15 protein-coding genes and 1 pseudogene are annotated in these 15,526 nt (G+C 73.5%); 11 read left to right on the top strand and 5 right to left on the bottom strand.

What is annotated here, in order from left to right; translation table 11 throughout:
* Positions 1-413 (top strand): annotated as a pseudogene (locus tag ACYC1Z_RS09385) (pyridine nucleotide-disulfide oxidoreductase); the annotation flags it as partial.
* A 31-nt stretch (positions 414-444) separates the two neighbouring features.
* On the opposite strand, the gene ACYC1Z_RS09380 reads toward ACYC1Z_RS09385, so the two are convergent.
* Entirely contained in the window at positions 445-1,788 is a 1,344-nt protein-coding gene (locus ACYC1Z_RS09380; protein ID WP_461409259.1) for a glycosyltransferase, read from the bottom strand.
* 191 nt (positions 1,789-1,979) lie between these two features.
* On the opposite strand from ACYC1Z_RS09380, the gene purL reads away from it, so the two are divergent.
* Together purL and gdhA are read left to right on the top strand one after the other, a co-directional pair.
* Entirely contained in the window at positions 1,980-4,292 is a 2,313-nt protein-coding gene (gene purL, locus ACYC1Z_RS09375) for a phosphoribosylformylglycinamidine synthase subunit PurL (protein ID WP_461409258.1), read from the top strand.
* Positions 4,293-4,402: 110 nt separating this feature from the next.
* The gene (gene gdhA / locus ACYC1Z_RS09370; protein WP_461409257.1) at positions 4,403-5,740 is read left to right on the top strand and encodes an NADP-specific glutamate dehydrogenase; all 1,338 of its coding nucleotides are present in this window, start codon (positions 4,403-4,405) and stop codon (positions 5,738-5,740) included.
* 6 nt (positions 5,741-5,746) lie between these two features.
* On the opposite strand, the gene ACYC1Z_RS09365 is transcribed toward gdhA, so the two are convergent.
* The gene (locus ACYC1Z_RS09365; RefSeq protein ID WP_461409256.1) at positions 5,747-5,953 is read right to left on the bottom strand and encodes a hypothetical protein; all 207 of its coding nucleotides are present in this window, start codon (positions 5,951-5,953) and stop codon (positions 5,747-5,749) included.
* Between the two features lie 211 nt (positions 5,954-6,164).
* On the opposite strand from ACYC1Z_RS09365, the gene ACYC1Z_RS09360 reads away from it, so the two are divergent.
* The 6 genes from ACYC1Z_RS09360 to purM all read left to right on the top strand — a co-directional run bounded on the left by ACYC1Z_RS09360 (position 6,165) and on the right by purM (position 11,685).
* Positions 6,165-6,548 carry a sterol carrier family protein gene (locus tag ACYC1Z_RS09360; RefSeq protein WP_461409255.1) on the top strand — a complete coding sequence of 128 codons (384 nt, stop codon included), beginning with the start codon at positions 6,165-6,167 and terminating at the stop codon, positions 6,546-6,548.
* Positions 6,545-6,994: a hypothetical protein gene (locus ACYC1Z_RS09355; RefSeq protein ID WP_461409254.1), complete on the top strand. Its 450-nt coding sequence runs from the start codon at positions 6,545-6,547 to the stop codon at positions 6,992-6,994. The genes ACYC1Z_RS09360 and ACYC1Z_RS09355 overlap by 4 nt, the downstream gene beginning before the upstream one ends.
* Before the next feature lie 10 nt (positions 6,995-7,004).
* On the top strand, positions 7,005-8,522 hold the full coding sequence (locus ACYC1Z_RS09350) for an RNB domain-containing ribonuclease (protein WP_461409253.1): 1,518 nt from the start codon (positions 7,005-7,007) through the stop codon (positions 8,520-8,522).
* Between the two features lie 122 nt (positions 8,523-8,644).
* Positions 8,645-8,947 (top strand): thiamine-binding protein, encoded by a 303-nt coding sequence (locus ACYC1Z_RS09345; protein WP_461409252.1) that lies wholly within the window; start codon positions 8,645-8,647, stop codon positions 8,945-8,947.
* Between the two features lie 72 nt (positions 8,948-9,019).
* Entirely contained in the window at positions 9,020-10,561 is a 1,542-nt protein-coding gene (purF, locus tag ACYC1Z_RS09340) for an amidophosphoribosyltransferase (RefSeq protein WP_461409251.1), read from the top strand.
* On the top strand, positions 10,558-11,685 hold the full coding sequence (gene purM, locus ACYC1Z_RS09335) for a phosphoribosylformylglycinamidine cyclo-ligase (RefSeq protein ID WP_461409250.1): 1,128 nt from the start codon (positions 10,558-10,560) through the stop codon (positions 11,683-11,685). Before purF ends, purM begins: the two co-directional genes overlap by 4 nt.
* 246 nt (positions 11,686-11,931) lie before the next feature.
* Here the strand turns inward: purM and ACYC1Z_RS09330 are convergent, their stop codons facing one another.
* Entirely contained in the window at positions 11,932-12,135 is a 204-nt protein-coding gene (locus tag ACYC1Z_RS09330; protein WP_461409260.1) for a DUF3073 domain-containing protein, read from the bottom strand.
* A gap of 385 nt (positions 12,136-12,520) precedes the next feature.
* On the opposite strand from ACYC1Z_RS09330, the gene ACYC1Z_RS09325 reads away from it, so the two are divergent.
* Positions 12,521-12,742, top strand: coding sequence for a BldC family transcriptional regulator (locus ACYC1Z_RS09325; RefSeq protein WP_461409249.1), 222 nt, complete (start codon positions 12,521-12,523; stop codon positions 12,740-12,742).
* Positions 12,743-12,865: 123 nt separating this feature from the next.
* Here ACYC1Z_RS09325 and ACYC1Z_RS09320 read toward each other — a convergent pair whose 3' ends face one another.
* Together ACYC1Z_RS09320 and ACYC1Z_RS09315 are read right to left on the bottom strand one after the other, a co-directional pair.
* A complete protein-coding gene (locus ACYC1Z_RS09320; protein ID WP_461409248.1) occupies positions 12,866-13,153 on the bottom strand; it encodes a DUF3618 domain-containing protein in 288 nt (95 codons plus the stop codon).
* Positions 13,150-13,596: a phage holin family protein gene (locus ACYC1Z_RS09315; RefSeq protein WP_461409247.1), complete on the bottom strand. Its 447-nt coding sequence runs from the start codon at positions 13,594-13,596 to the stop codon at positions 13,150-13,152. Before ACYC1Z_RS09315 ends, ACYC1Z_RS09320 begins: the two co-directional genes overlap by 4 nt.
* A 367-nt stretch (positions 13,597-13,963) precedes the next feature.
* Here ACYC1Z_RS09315 and ACYC1Z_RS09310 point away from each other — a divergent pair.
* On the top strand, positions 13,964-15,526 hold a 1,563-nt coding region (locus ACYC1Z_RS09310; protein WP_461409246.1), incomplete at its 3' end, for a lamin tail domain-containing protein.

Below are 15,526 nucleotides of genomic sequence, written 5' to 3'. Positions count from 1 at the left end.
GGCTCGGGGACGACGTCGCCCCGTGGAGCCGGTACGCCACCACCGCCGACCACACCGCGGTGCCGCAGGTCGTCTTCACCGACCCGGAGGTCGCGCGCATCGGGCTCGATCCGGTCACCGCACGGGAGCGGGGCCACCGGGTCCGCACGCTGGAGCAGGACCTCGGGGCGCTGGCGGGCACGAGCGTGCACGCCGACGGCTATACGGGCTGGGCGCAGCTCGTGGTCGACGACGAGCGTGACGTCGTCCTCGGGGCGACGTTCGTCGGCCAGGACGTCGCCGAGCTGCTGCACGCGGCGACGATCGCCGTGGTCGGCGAGGTGCCGCTCGACCGGCTGTGGCACGCGGTGCCCGCCTACCCCACGATGTCCGAGGTGTGGCTGCGCTTCCTCGAGGCCGACCGGCGCGGGTGACCCGGCCGGTGCGGCAGCGCCGGGACCGGGGTCAGACCAGCTCGGCCAGCAGGTCCAGGTAGTCCAGCAGGTGCCGGTCGCTGAGGAACTCGCGCCGGACCCGCTCGTGGGCCGCGGCCCCGAGCTGGGCCGCGAACGCCGGCTCCGCCAGCAGGCGACCCACGTGGGACATGAGCACCTGCAGGTCGGTCGGGTCCGGCACGAGCAGGCCGTTCTCGCCGTCGGCGATCTGGTCGCGGATGCCACCGACGGCGGTCGCCACCACGGGCCGCCCCTTCCACAGCGCCTCGGCCACCGTCAGGCCGAACCCCTCGGACAGGCTCTTCTGGACGACGACGTCGGCGCGGCGTTGCAGCGCGTTGACCAGGAGCGCGTTGGCGGTGCGGTCGTGGGGCAGGCACGCGATGTGCACCCGGTCGCGGGCCTCGAGCCCCGCCCACATCTGCAGGCAGTCGTCGAGCACGTCGAAGCCGGGCTCGCCCTCCTGGGCGTCCTCGCCGGCGAGGACCAGGTGCACGTCCTGGGGCAGGTCCTCCACGCCCTCCTCGAACGCGATGATCAGCCCGCTCGGGTCCTTGAGGCGGTCCCAGCGGGAGACCTGCAGCACCATGCGGGCGTCGGCGGGCACCGGGCCGCCCGCCCGCATCGCGCCGGGCTCGGCCGGGGCCGGTGCGAGCAGGCCCGCGCCCTGCAGCAGCTCCGCGACCCGGCCCGGCGCCAGGGTGCGGTTCTTCGGCGAGAGCGGATCGACCGACGGTGGGATGATCCGCACGGTGGCGGGGTCGAGGAAGCCCGGCCGGTAGGCCGCCCGGCTCAGCACCACCCGGTCCGCACCCTCGAGCGCCGGCTCGAGGAACGCCCACGCCCGGTCCACGTGCTCGTTCGGGGTGTCGGTCCCCAGGTGGCAGCGCCAGATCACGACGGCGCCGCGGCGCGCCAACCCGGGCGCGAGGCCCGCGGTGGCGGGATCGTGCAGGATGACGACGTCGCCGGGGTCGACCGACTCGGCCAGCTCGGCCAGGTTCGCCGCGGCCACCCGGTCGTACCGGGCCATCTCCGCCGGGCCGAGCTCGCCGCCGTCGCCCGGGTCGCCGTGCATCGTCTGGTGCAGCCGCGCGGCGATCGCCGCGAAGTCGCGGTCGCCGTCGAGCACGCCCCAGCGGGCATCGACGCCGGCGGCCCGCGCGTAGGGCACCAGCGTGCTGATCAGCTCGCCGACGCCGCCGCCGGTGGTGGCGCTGACGTTCCAGACGCGGCGGCCCGCGAGGAGCCGGCGGGCGCGGTCGGCGCCGGTGGTGAGCCGGTGGGCGGCGAGCTCGTCGAGCTGGGCGGCGAGATCGGCGAGGTCTGCGGAGTCGACGGTGACGGTCCTCATGTCCCGATCAAACCCCTGATCGGCGACGAGGGCCACCGACGGACGGCCCGCGTCACCGGCGGTGGGTGGCCGCCGCCACCCGGTGGTGCGTGCCCGGCCGGGTCGACGGCGACGATCACCCGGCGGACGCGGCGCGATGGTCCCGGGCGGCCTGGGTACGCTGGGCGGCACACCCCAGCCGCGGAGGAACGATGACCTTGGCCGAGCAGGTGCCCGACACCGTCGAGCACGCCGCCGCCACCCCTGAGGTGGAGCTGCCCTACCGTGAGCTTGGCCTCAAGGCCGACGAGTACGCCCAGATCGTCGCGCTGCTCGGCCGCCGCCCCACCGCCGCCGAGCTGGCCATGTACTCGGTGATGTGGTCCGAGCACAGCTCGTACAAGTCCTCCAAGAAGCACCTGTCCCAGTTCGGCACCAAGACCACCGACGCGATGCGCGAGCACCTCCTGGTCGGGATGGGGGAGAACGCCGGCGTCGTGGACATCGGGCAGGGCTGGGCGGTGACCTTCAAGGTCGAGTCCCACAACCACCCGAGCTTCGTCGAGCCCTACCAGGGCGCCGCGACCGGCGTCGGCGGCATCGTGCGCGACATCATCTCCATGGGTGCCCGGCCCGTCGCCGTGATGGACCAGCTCCGCTTCGGCGCCGTCGACCACCTCGACACCGCCCGCGTGGTGCACGGCGTCGTCGCCGGCGTCGCCGGCTACGGCAACTGCCTGGGCCTGCCCAACATCGGCGGCGAGGTCGACTTCGACCCCTCCTACCAGGGCAACCCGCTCGTCAACGCCCTGTGCCTGGGCGTGCTGCGCCATGAGGACATCCACCTGGCCAACGCCTCCGGCGCCGGGAACAAGGTGGTCCTGTTCGGTGCCCGCACCGGCGGCGACGGCATCGGCGGCGCCTCGATCCTCGCGTCCGAGACGTTCGAGGGCGGCATGCCCACCAAGCGCCCGAGCGTCCAGGTGGGCGACCCGTTCATGGAGAAGGTCCTCATCGAGTGCTGCCTCGACCTGTTCTCCGCCGGGGTGGTCGAGGGCATCCAGGACCTCGGCGCCGCCGGCATCTCCTGCGCGACGTCGGAGCTCGCCTCCAACGGCGACGGCGGCATGCACGTGGACCTGGAGAACGTGCTGCTGCGCGACCCCGGTCTGAACGCCGGCGAGATCCTCATGAGCGAGTCGCAGGAGCGGATGATGGCCGTCGTCGCGCCCGACGAGCTCGAGGAGTTCTTCGCGATCACGGCGAGGTGGGACGTCGAGAGCGCCGTCATCGGCGAGGTCACCGGCACCGGGCGGCTCACCATCGACCACCACGGGCACCGCATCGTCGACGTCGACCCCCGCACCGTCGCCCACGACGCCCCCCTGTACGACCGTCCGTACGCCCGCCCCGCCTGGCAGGACGCCCTCAACGCCGACTCCGCCGCGGCGTTGCCCCGCCCCGCCGGCCCCGAGCTGCGCGCCCAGGTCCTCGCGCTGGCGGCGTCGCCGAACCTGGCGTCCAAGGCGTGGGTGACCGACCAGTACGACCGGTACGTGCAGGGCAACACGGCCCTGGCCCAGCCCGACGACGCCGGCGTGGTCCGGGTCGACGAGACCACCGGCCTGGGGGTGGCGTTGTCCACCGACGCCAACGGCCGGTTCACCAAGCTCGACCCCTACACCGGGGCGCAGCAGGCCCTCGCCGAGGCGTACCGCAACGTCGCGACCGTGGGGGCCCGCCCGCTCGCCGTGACCGACTGCCTCAACTTCGGCTCCCCCGAGGACCCGGACGCCATGTGGCAGCTCGTCCAGGCGATCACCGGCCTGGCCGACGCCTGCCAGGTCCTCGGCGTGCCCGTCACCGGCGGCAACGTCTCCCTCTACAACGGCACCGGCGCCCCGGGCCGCATCGACTCCTCCATCAACCCCACCCCGGTGATGGGTGTGCTCGGGGTGCTCGACGACGTCTCCCGGGCCACGCCGTCGGGCTGGACCGCTCCCGGTGCGGAGATCCACCTCCTGGGCGCCACCGCGACCGAGCTCGACGGCTCCGCCTGGGCCGACGTCGTGCAGGGGCACCTCGGCGGCCGGCCGCCGCGCGTGGACCTGGCGGCGGAGGCCGCGCTGGCGCGGGTGCTCGTCGCCGCGGCGGACGGCACCGCCCACGCGGCCCACGACGTCTCCACCGGTGGGCTCTCCCAGACGTTGGTCGACATGGTGCTACGCTTCGGCGTCGGGGCCCACGTCGACCTCGGTCCGGTCGCCGCGCGCGACGGCCTCGACCTGGCGGCGTTGCTGTTCTCCGAGTCCGGGGCCCGCGCCGTCGTCGCGACCGCACCCGGGGCGGCGTCCCGACTGGTGGATCTTTGTGCGGCGAACGGCGTGCCGTGCGCGAAGATCGGCACCACCGGAGACGGCGGCGTCGAGGGCGGCCCCTCCCTGACCGTCGCCGACACCTTCACCATCCCGGTCGCCGAGCTGGGCGAGGCCTCGGCGGGCACGCTGCCGCGGCACTTCGGCTGACGGCTGCACAACACTGCCGGCGGCGTGAGCCGTGCGGACGGAACGGCGCGGCACAGCCGCGTACGACAGGGCTGGTGCCCCGGCACCACCGAGACGAGAGGACCGACCCCGTGCAGGAAGAGCTCAACGAGGCGTACGAGCAGGTACTGCGGCGCAACCCGGGGGAGGCGGAGTTCCACCAGGCGGTTCGGGAGGTCTTCGAGACGCTGGGTCCGGTGGTGGCCAAGCACCCCGAGTACCGCGAGCACGCGATCCTGTCCCGCATCACCGAGCCCGAGCGGCAGATCATGTTCCGGGTGCCGTGGGTCGACGACGCCGGCAAGATCCAGGTCGACCGTGGCTACCGGGTCGAGTTCAACTCGGCGATCGGCCCCTACAAGGGTGGGCTGCGGTTCCACCCGAGCGTGAACCTGGGGATCATCAAGTTCCTCGGCTTCGAACAGACCTTCAAGAACTCCCTCACCGGCCGGGGCATCGGCGGCGGCAAGGGTGGCTCCGACTTCGACCCGCACGGGCGCAGCGACCGCGAGGTCATGCGGTTCTGCCAGTCCTTCATGACCGAGCTGTACCGGCACATCGGTGAGCACACCGACGTGCCGGCCGGGGACATCGGCGTCGGCGGCCGGGAGATCGGCTACCTGTACGGGCAGTACCGCCGCATCACCAACCGCGCCGAGATGGGCGTCCTCACCGGCAAGGGCATCCCCTGGGGCGGCTCCCGGGGCCGCACCGAGGCGACCGGCTTCGGCGTCGTCTTCTTCGCGGACCGGATGCTCAAGACCGTCGGTCAGGCGATGGAGGGACAGCGGGTGGTGGTCTCCGGCAGCGGCAACGTCGCGATCTACGCCGTCGCCAAGGCGCAGGAGCTCGGCGCGCAGGTCGTCACCGTCTCGGACTCCGCCGGCTACGTCGTCGACGAGGCCGGGATCGACGTCGAGCTGCTGCAGCAGGTCAAGGAGGTCGAGCGGGCGCGCCTGTCCGAGTACGTGGCCCGCCGCCCCGGGGCCCGCCTGGTGCAGGACGGGCGCGTGTGGGACGTGCCGTGCACGGTCGCCCTGCCGTGCGCCACGCAGAACGAGCTCGACCACCACGGCGCCGAGCAGCTCGTGAAGCACGGCGTGGTGGCGGTGGCGGAGGGTGCCAACATGCCGACCACGCCCGACGCCGTCGAGCTCCTCCAGTCCGCCGGGGTGCTGTTCGCCCCCGGGAAGGCGGCCAACGCGGGCGGTGTGGCGACGTCGGCGCTCGAGATGGCGCAGAACGCCTCGCGGGAGCCGCTGACGTTCGCCGAGGTGGTGTCCAAGCTCGAGGGCATCATGGAGCGCATCCACGAGAAGTGCGAGATCACCGCCGAGGCGTACGACCACCCCGGTGACTACGTCGTCGGTGCGAACATCGCCGGCTTCCGCAAGGTGGCCGACGCGATGATCGACCAGGGCGTCATCTGAGCGTTCTCACCGCGCCGCCTGCCGGCCGCGGCCCCGGCGCAGCGCGTCCGCCACGGCCGGCAGGAGGGCGAGCCCGAGCAGGGCGAGCGTGACCCGCAGTCCCCCGCCCGGCGCCGGCCCGTACCCGCCGGCCGGGGCACCGGGTTCCCGGCCCCCCAGCGTGGTGAAGGACACCGCGGTGACGACCGCCACGCCGGTGAGCCCCGCCGACATCACGGTGATCCCCGCGACGACGGTCCACCTGCCGAAGCGGGGACGACGCGCGTGACGGCGAGCATTCCCGGAGTGTCACGAACCCCGCCCCGAGGCAGACCGCGAACGCACGCCACCGGTTGGTGGGTCGGCCGCTCGGCGAGGCGCGCACGGGCACCGGTCGACCAGCCCGTGGCCCCGCCCGCGCAGCGGCGCGGACTACCGTGGTGGGGTGCCGCCGCGACGAAGGATCGACCCGGTCGAGGGCATGGCCGCGCTGAGTCGGTGGATGACCCAGGACGAGGTGCCGGCCGCCCTCGTGCGCACCGCCGTGCGCTTCACGCTCGACGAGCTCGCGGTGAGCTCGCCCGGCAACAGCGTGGAGGTCCGCGTACCGCCCGTCGGCGCGGTGCAGGCCATCGCCGGGCCGCGGCACACCCGGGGGACGCCCCCGAACGTGGTCGAGACCGACCAGGGCACCTGGCTCGCGCTCGTGACCGGCCGGCTCGCCTGGGCCGACGCCGTCGCCACCGGCCGCGTCGCCGCCTCCGGCGTGCGGGCCGACCTGGGGCGGGTGCTCCCGCTGATCACCCGCCCGGGTAGGTTGCTCGGGTGAGCACGCCCACGACACCGTCCGGGTCCCCCGAGCCCGCGGAGCCCGCGGAGCCCGCGGGGAGTGGTCCGGCCGCACCCTCCACCGCACCGCCCGGGCCCGAAGCGGCGCCCACTCCCGGGCATGACCAGGCGCCCACGCCCGGGCCCGAAGCGGCGCCCACGCCCGAGTATCTCGTCGACCCCACCCGGCTACGGCGGGCACCGCGCTACGGCCGGATCGTGACGCTCGGTATGCTGGCCGGCGTCCTCGGCGCCGCCGTGCTCACGCTGTTCTCCCCGGCGAGCGCGCTGTCCCAGGGAAACCTCTTCGCGCTGCTCCTGATCACCTCCGTCCCCGTCGGCGCGTTGGCCGGCGCCGTCGTCGCGCTCGTGCTCGACCGACGGTCCCTGCGCCGGGCCGACCAGCTCAGGGGGGTGACCCGTGCGCACGGCACACGCGAGCCGTAAGGTCCAGGGCGTGCCCGCCCGTCACCTCGGCCTCGCGACCGCCCCGCCGGCCCCCGTCCGGCGCGCACTCGAGGGCCTGCGCGCCGAGCTGGGTGTCCACGACTCCTTCCCGCCCACGGTCGAGGCCGAGGCCGACGTCGCCGAGCCCGCCGCACCGCCCCCGGTCGACGCGACCGACGTCCCGTTCGTCACGATCGACCCGCCCGGTGCGCGGGACCTCGACCAGGCCCTCCACATCGAGCGCGCCGACGCGGGCTACCTGGTCAGGTACGCCATCGCCGCGGTCTCCGAGTTCGTCGTCCCCGGCGGCGCCATCGACCGCGAGGCCCACGAGCGCGGCGTCACCGTCTACGGACCCGACCGGTCCTTCCCGCTCCACCCGCCCGCGCTGAGCGCCGGCGTCGCCAGCCTCCTGCCGGACCAGGACCGCCCCGCCTACCTGTGGCACCTGCGCCTGGCGGCCGACGGCGCACTCACCGACGTCCGCGTGGAGCTGGCGCTGGTCCGCTCGCGCGCCCAGCTCACCTATGAGCAGGTGCAGGCCGCGCACGACGACGGCGGCGTGCTCCCGGACGCCGTGCCTGCCGACCTGCCCGAGCTGCTGCGCACGGTCGGGCGGCTGCGACAGGACCGGGAGCGGGCCCGCGGCGGCGTCTCGCTCGACATCCCGGAGCAACGCGTCGAGCAGAACAGCCACGGCTTCGTCCTGACGTACCGGGCGACGCTGCCGGTCGAGGGCTGGAACGCCCAGCTCTCGCTGCTCACCGGCATCGCCGCCGCCCGGGTCATGCGCGCGGCGGGCGTCGGCATCCTGCGCACCCTGCCCGACGCCGATCCGCGTGACCTCGAGCGGCTGCGGCGCTCGGCCGTCGCCCTCGGCGTGCCCTGGCCGGACGACACCCCGTACGGGGAGATGCTGCGCACGCTCGACTCCACCGTGCCCGCCCACGCCGCGTTCCTCAACGAGGCCACCACCTTGTTCCGCGGGGCGGGCTACCTGCCGTTCGGCGTCGGGGGAGCGGCGGACGACGCCACCGGGAACGGCTCGGCTCCCACCTCCCGGCACAGCGCGATCGCCGCGGAGTACGCGCACGTCACTGCCCCGCTGCGGCGTCTGGTGGACCGGTACGGCCTGGCCGTCTGCCTCGCGCACTGCACCGGGCGGCCCGTGCCAGGGTGGGTCCTCGACGCCCTGCGCACCCTGCCGGCGACGATGGCCCGCACCACCCAGCGGGCCAACAGCTACGAGCGTGGGGCCGTCAACGCTCTCGAGGCGCTGGTGCTCGAGGGTCGGGTGGGGGAGGTCTTCGAGGGCGTGCTCGTCGAGGTCGACGGGCGGGAACGCAACGGCGGTGCCGCCGCTGCCGACGACGGCACCCCCGCCACCCAGCGCGGCATCGTGGTGCTCGGTGAGCCCGCCGTCGAGGGCACCGTGGAGGGGACGGGGCTCCCGCTCGGGGAGCGCATCAGGGTGCGGCTGACCGAGGTCGACGTCGCTCGCCGGCGGGTGCGGTTCGCGCTCGCCTGACCGTCCTGCCGTCCGTGCCGAACTGGTGCCATCCCCGCAGGCCGGGGGCCGGCTCCGGGAGGGGGTGGACGAACGCCCGTGGGTGGGGGAGCCAGGTTCGTGCGGGCGACTAGCCTGGGTGCATGCTCTTCGCCTTCTCCGTCGCCCCCACCACCGCCGACTCCCCGGACGGATCCGTCAGTGCCGCCGTCGCCGCGGCCGTGCAGGTGGTGCGCGAGTCCGGCCTGCCGAACGAGACCACGGCCATGTTCACCACCCTCGAGGGCGAGTGGGACGAGTGCATGGACGTCATCCGCCGGGCGACCGAGGCCGTCGCCGCCTCGAGCCCGCGCGTCAGCCTGGTCATCAAGGCGGACATCCGGCCCGGGTTCACCGGGCAGCTGACCGAGAAGGTCCGGCGGGTCGAGGACCGGCTCCGCGGCTGAGGCGCCTGGGGTGGGGCACCGGCCGTGGACAGGCCCGCACCGGCGCACCGGCGGTGTGGGAGCATGGCGGACGTGGCACGTGGAGACGGACGCCTTTCCCATGAGCTCCTCCCGGGCGAGAAGGGGCCGCAGGACGAGTGCGGCGTCTTCGGGGTCTGGGCGCCCGGTGAGGACGTCGCCCGCCTGACCTACTTCGGGATCTACGCCCTGCAGCACCGCGGCCAGGAGTCCGCCGGCATCGCCACCTCCGACGGCGAGAAGATCCTCGTCTACAAGGACATGGGCCTCGTCTCCCAGGTGTTCGACGACCGCGCGTTGCAGGGTCTGCGGGGCCACATCGCCATCGGGCACACGAGGTACTCGACCACCGGCTCGTCCACGTGGGAGAACGCCCAGCCCACGCTCGGCCCCACGGCCTCCGGCACGGTCGCGCTCGGGCACAACGGCAACCTCACCAACACCCGGCGCCTCATGGACCTGGTGCACGAGCGCTTCGGCAAGGACCTCTCCGGCGAGCTGGGCCGCGGTTCCTCGACCGACACGGCCGTCGTCACCGCCCTCCTCGGTGGGGTGTCCCAGCAGGGCGAGCGGCTCGAGGACGTCGCCCGGGAGGTGCTCCCGCTGCTCGAGGGTGCCTTCTCCCTCGCGTTCATGGACGAGCACGCGCTCTACGCGGCGCGCGACGCCCACGGGGTGCGCCCGCTCGTGCTCGGCCGCCTCGAGCGGGGCTGGGCGGTGGCCTCGGAGACGGCGGCGCTGGACATCGTCGGCGCCACCTTCGTCCGCGAGGTCGAGCCCGGGGAGCTCCTGATCATCGACGCCGACGGGCTGCGCTCGCAGCACTTCGCCGCACCGACGCCGCACGGCTGCGTCTTCGAGTACGTCTACCTCGCCCGGCCCGACACCAAGATCGCCGGGGTGCCCGTCAACGCCGCCCGCACCGAGATGGGGCGGGTGCTGGCGCGGGAGAACCCGGTCGACGCCGATCTGGTCATCCCGACACCCGAGTCCGGCACCCCCGCCGCGATCGGGTACGCGCAGGAGTCCGGGATCCCGTTCGCGCAGGGCCTGGTGAAGAACTCCTACGTGGGCCGGACCTTCATCCAGCCCACGGACACCATCCGCCAGCTCGGTATCCGCCTCAAGCTCAACCCGCTCAAGGAGGTCATCGCCGGGCAGCGGCTGATCGTCGTCGACGACTCGATCGTGCGCGGCAACACCCAGCGGGCCCTGGTGCGCATGCTCCGCGAGGCCGGTGCCGCCGAGGTGCACGTGCGCATCTCCTCCCCGCCGGTGAAGTGGCCCTGCTTCTACGGCATCGACTTCGCCACCCGCGCCGAGCTCATCGCCAACGGCCTGACCATCGACGAGCTCCGGGACTCCCTGGGCGCCGACTCGCTCGGCTACCTCTCGCTCGAGGGGATGGTCGCCGCCACCACGGTGCCGGGGGAGCGGCTGTGCACCGCGTGCTTCACCGGCCACTACCCGATACCGCTCCACGGTGACGCGACCGTCTCCGGCGCGGCCGCCCCCTCGGTGCCCGAGGACACCGCCGCCGCGGACGTTCGCGGCGCCGCCCTGCCGACCGACAGCACCGAAGGAGCCACCCAGTGAGCGCACAGCACCCCGTCGACGGCGGTCCGGTCACCTACGCCGGTGCGGGCGTGGACACCGAGGCGGGTGACCTGGCCGTCGAGCTCATGAAGGACGCCGTCCGGGCCACCCACACCCCCGGTGTGGTGGGCGGGGTCGGCGGCTTCGCGGGCCTCGTCGACGTCTCCGCGCTGAAGGAGTACCGCCGGCCGCTGCTGGCGACGTCGACCGACGGCGTCGGCACCAAGGTCGCCGTCGCCCAGGCGATGGACGTCCACCACACCATCGGGCACGACCTCGTGGGCATGGTGGTCGACGACATCGTCGTCGTCGGTGCGCGCCCGCTGCTCATGACCGACTACATCGCCACCGGCAAGGTGGTGCCCCAGCGGGTCGCGGACATCGTGCGAGGGATCGCCGAGGCCTGCGCCATCGTGGGCACCCCGCTCCTGGGCGGGGAGACCGCGGAGCACCCCGGCCTGCTCGGCGAGCACGAGTACGACGTGGCCGGCGCGGCCACCGGGGTGGTGGAGGCCGACCGTGTGCTCGGTGCCGAGCGGGTGCGCGCGGGCGACGTCGTCATCGCCATGGCAGCCTCGGGGCTCCACTCGAACGGCTACTCCCTCGTGCGGCGGGTGCTCTCCCTCGCGGGGTGGGCGTACGACCGGGACGTGCCCTCGCTCGGGCGGACCATCGGTGCGGAGCTGCTCGAGCCGACCAGGCTCTACACGCCGGTGTGTCTGGAGCTCATCGACCAGGTGGACGTGCACGCGTTCAGCCACGTGACCGGCGGCGGGCTCGCCGCCAACCTGGCCCGGGTGCTGCCGAAGGGGCTCGCCGCGGAGATCGACCGTGCCTCCTGGGTGGTCCCGCCCGTGTTCGACCTCGTGCGCATCCTCGGGCGGGTGCCGTGGGAGGACCTGCAGGGCACGCTCAACCTCGGCGTCGGGATGGTCGCCGTCGTGGCGCCCGAGAGCGGGGAGCGTGCGCTCGCCGCGGTGCGCGCGGCAGGCATCGACGCGTGGGTGCTGGGAGCGGTGCGCACCGACGACGGCGGGCCCGGCCCCGCCGCGGACGTCGTCCGGGGCACCAAGGGTGTCGACGGTGGCACCGTGCGCCTGCGGGGCACCTACCGCACGAGCTGAGCGACGGCGGTGCCGTGCGCGTGCGGGGTACCTACCGCACGAGCTGAGCGACGGCGGTGCCGGGGTGGTCGGCGGTGCCCGGGTGGCCGGTGGTGGATCGCGCCATCGGGTGCGTGACCGGTCGCCGGGGCCGGCGCGCGCGGGCAGCACGGAGTCGCCGTGCCCACCGCGGTGAGCACGGCGACTCAAGCCTGATGACCTGTCGTCGGTGCGATCTGGACGCCGGGCGGTACCCGACGCTCCGAGTCAGCTGGAACGGACGTCGTTCCAGCCTTTCTCGGGGTCGTCCCATCCGTCCTTGCCGGACGAGATGCGACCGAGATCGCCCTCTACGTCGTCAGTGTGCGACGTGAGCTCTTTCTCGAGAGCCCGGTAGTCGGTCTCGGGGCTGAAATATTTCAGCTTGCGAGCGACCTTCGTCTGCTTGGCCTTCTGACGGCCGCGCCCCATGGCGTCGACCCCCTCCAACGTAGATACGGGGCAGGCACCGAACGCGGTGCGGCCCCGTGTATATGGTCAATGTGTCGTGATGCCACGGTACATCGTCGCGGCACTCCGCATCCATTCCTGGTGGTGGTGGGCGCTGTGCCGCAGGTCTCGTTCGGTCCCGGTGGGCCCCAGGAGTGCCCGCTCGCCCACCTGTCGACCACCCGCACCGTTCGCCCGGATTGTCGCGAAGATCACGTCACGATGATCCCGATCGTGGCCTTGCCCTGCCGCAATCGTCCAGTTTGTCGGGACCATTGGCCCGTTTTCGTCCACCGCCGTCGTGATTGGGTGAACCCACAGCGGCGGACCAGTTGTGTCCCGTCACGGCGAATCGAGGAGCGGAGCCATGACCATGACCGATGGGTCGGCGGATCAGCTACTGACACCCTCCGAGGTGGCGGCACGCTTCCGGGTCGACCCCAAGACGGTGACCCGATGGGCGAACGCGGGCAAGATCTCGTCGATCAGGACGCTGGGCGGGCACCGTCGTTTCCGCGCCAGCGAGGTCGAGGACCTGCTCCTGGCGAGCGGTATCGAGGCTCCCCACCACGACGCCGAGGACCGATAGACCCACGTCGCACCGGCCGGCGCACCGCTGCTCACCGGCCGGTTCCTCGACGCCCGGCGTGCAGCTGCTCACCGGGCGGTGCACCGCTGGACGACGGGTGCGCCGCTCACGAGAGCGCGCCGCTCAGCGGCGGCGCACCGCCCGCACGACGGCGAGCACGAACAGTGCCGCCGCGCCGCCCGTGAGCCCGAGCGCCTTGGGATCACGGCGCTTGAGGTCGTCGGCGAACGTCCTGGCCCGCTGCGTCGCGGCGGTCTTCGCCGCGCCCATCTGCGCCCGGGGGTCGAGCCGGTCCGCGAGCTCGTTGACGTCGTCCGTCAGCTCCAGGCGCATCCGGGCGAGGTCGGCCTCGATCTGCTCGGGGGTGCGCTTGTCCTTCTCCGGGCTGGGCGTGCCGTTCTCGCTGGTCACTTCTTGATCCCCTTCTTCACGGCGTCGAGGTCCTCCCTGAGGCCCTCCTGCGGGTTGACGGTGTGGTCCTTCGACGCGTCGAACATCCGCTTCCCGACGAACGCCGCGACGCCGGCGACGACGAGCAGCACGACGCCGATGATCAGCGCCGAGAGCCACGCGGGCAGCGCCGTCGCCAGCCCCAGCACGGCGGCGGCGATCAGCACGCCGAGGGCGTAGAGCGCGAGCACAGCCGCGACCGCCAGTGCGGCCGCACCGGCACCGACCTTCTTGCCCTTCTCCACGAGCTGGGCCTGGGCGAGCCGGAACTCGTCCCGCACGAGCCGCGAGAACTGCTCGGAGATCGAGGCGACGATCTCCCCGATCGTGCGACTCTTGTCCGGTCCTCCCACTCTGGTGGTCTCGACCACGGGGCTGGTCGGCTGGTCTCCGGATGTGCTCAACGCGATCGTCTCCTCGGCGTGCCTCGTTGCCCGGGCCCGGCCCGGTCGTCCCCCCATGATCGCCGTCCGGGGCCTTCGTTGCACGCCAACAGGCCGCGGTGTCGCCGCAGGTCCGCCACGATCCGGCCGCGGGCGCGGGTGGTCGTCCCGCAGCGGCGCCGGCCGATCGCCCGCAGGGTGAGCGCGTAGCCCGCTGGTGGCGGGCCGGTGAACTCTCGACGACGGGCAGTCCGGCCCATTGACCAACGCCGAGACGACCGGAAACATCGGGCGGGGGGCTGCGAGGGGGGATCTCACGTGGTGCCTACATCCGGCGGGCATGCCCGCGCCTCGATGCCGGCCGCGCCGGCGAAGGAGACAGGATCACGTGAGCGTGCAGCGGAGCAGATTCCCGACCAGGCGGGCGGGGGTGGTCATGGCGGCATGTGCGGTGGCCGTCGCCCCCGTGGTGCTGGCCGTCCCGGCGACGGCGTCGCCCGCGGGCGACGCCGTCGTCATCAACGAGGCGTTCCTCGTCGGTGGCAGTGCCGTCCAGCCCTACAGCAACAAGTTCGTCGAGCTCTTCAACCCCACGGCGGCGGACATCGCGCTCGACGGCATGAGCCTGCAGTACAAATCGGCGACCGGCGCGAGCTTCAGCAGCACGGTCGATCTCGCGGGAACGATCCCGGCGGGCGGCCACTTCCTCGTCCAGGGCGGCTCCAACGGCACGGGCGGCGAGCCGCTCCCCACGCCCGACCAGGTCGGCACGATCAACCCGTCCGGCACCAGCGGCGTCATCGCCCTGGTCGACGGCACGTCGCCCGCTTCCCTCCCCAAGGGAGACGTCGCCGGCCAGGTGGTGGACCTGCTCGGGTACGGCACCGGTGACACGTTCGAGACCCTCGCCGCCCCGGCCGGGCAGGGCACCGGCACCGTCGGCTCGCTCGCCCGCAGCGACGGCGTCGACACCGACGACAACAGCGTCGACTTCACGTTCGTCACCGACGTCACCCCGCAGAACGCGACCGGCGACGGCGGCGAGGACCCGGATCCGGACCCGGCCCCCGTGGCGGCGACCATCGCCGAGGTCCAGGGCACCGGCGACTCCTCCCCGCTCGCGGGCCGGAGCGTGACGACGCGTGGCGTGGTGACGGCGGTGTACCCCACCGGCAACTTCAACGGCGCGTACATCCAGACACCCGGCACCGGCGCCGACCTGACAGCCCACACCGCCTCGCACGGCGTCTTCGTCTTCGATGCCGCCCTCGCCGCCGACGTCGAGATCGGCCAGTACCTGGAGGTCACCGGGGAGGTCTCGGAGTTCTTCACCCTCACCGAGATCACCGCCGCGGAGTGGACCGTCCTCGACGAGGCCGTCGAGCCCGTCGTCCCGGCCGCCGTCGCCCTGCCGGCGACCGACGCCGAGCGCGAGCGCTACGAAGGCATGCTGCTCGCCCCGCAGGGGTCCTACACGGTGACCGACACCTACCCGACCAACCGGTTCGGCACCGTCGGCCTCGCGGCGGGCGAGGAACCCCTCGTCCAGCCCAGCGAGGTCGCCAACCCGGTGACGGACCCGGCCGGCTTCGCCGCCGTGGCCGCCGACAACGCGGCCCGTGCCATCACGCTCGACGACGGCTCCAGCTGGGACTACACGAACTTCGGCTTCCCGAACCACGAGACGCCGGTGCCCTACCTCAGCCTGGACAAGCCGGTGCGCGTGGGCGCGGACGTCACCTTCACCGCCCCGGTGGTCCTGGACTACCGCTTCCAGTGGAACTTCCAGCCCGTCACGCAGGTCACCGGTGACAACGGCGCCGCCCCCGCGACGTTCGAGAACACCCGCGCGGCCCACCCGCAGGATGTGGGCGGCGACATCCGCCTCGCCTCCTTCAACGTCCTCAACTACTTCACCTCCCTCGGGGTGGACGAGGCCGGCTGCGAGTTC

The sequence above is a fragment of the Georgenia sp. genome, assembly GCF_054605595.1.
Note: the sequence above shows the minus strand (reverse complement) of the source record. Positions and strands in the feature narration are given on the sequence as shown.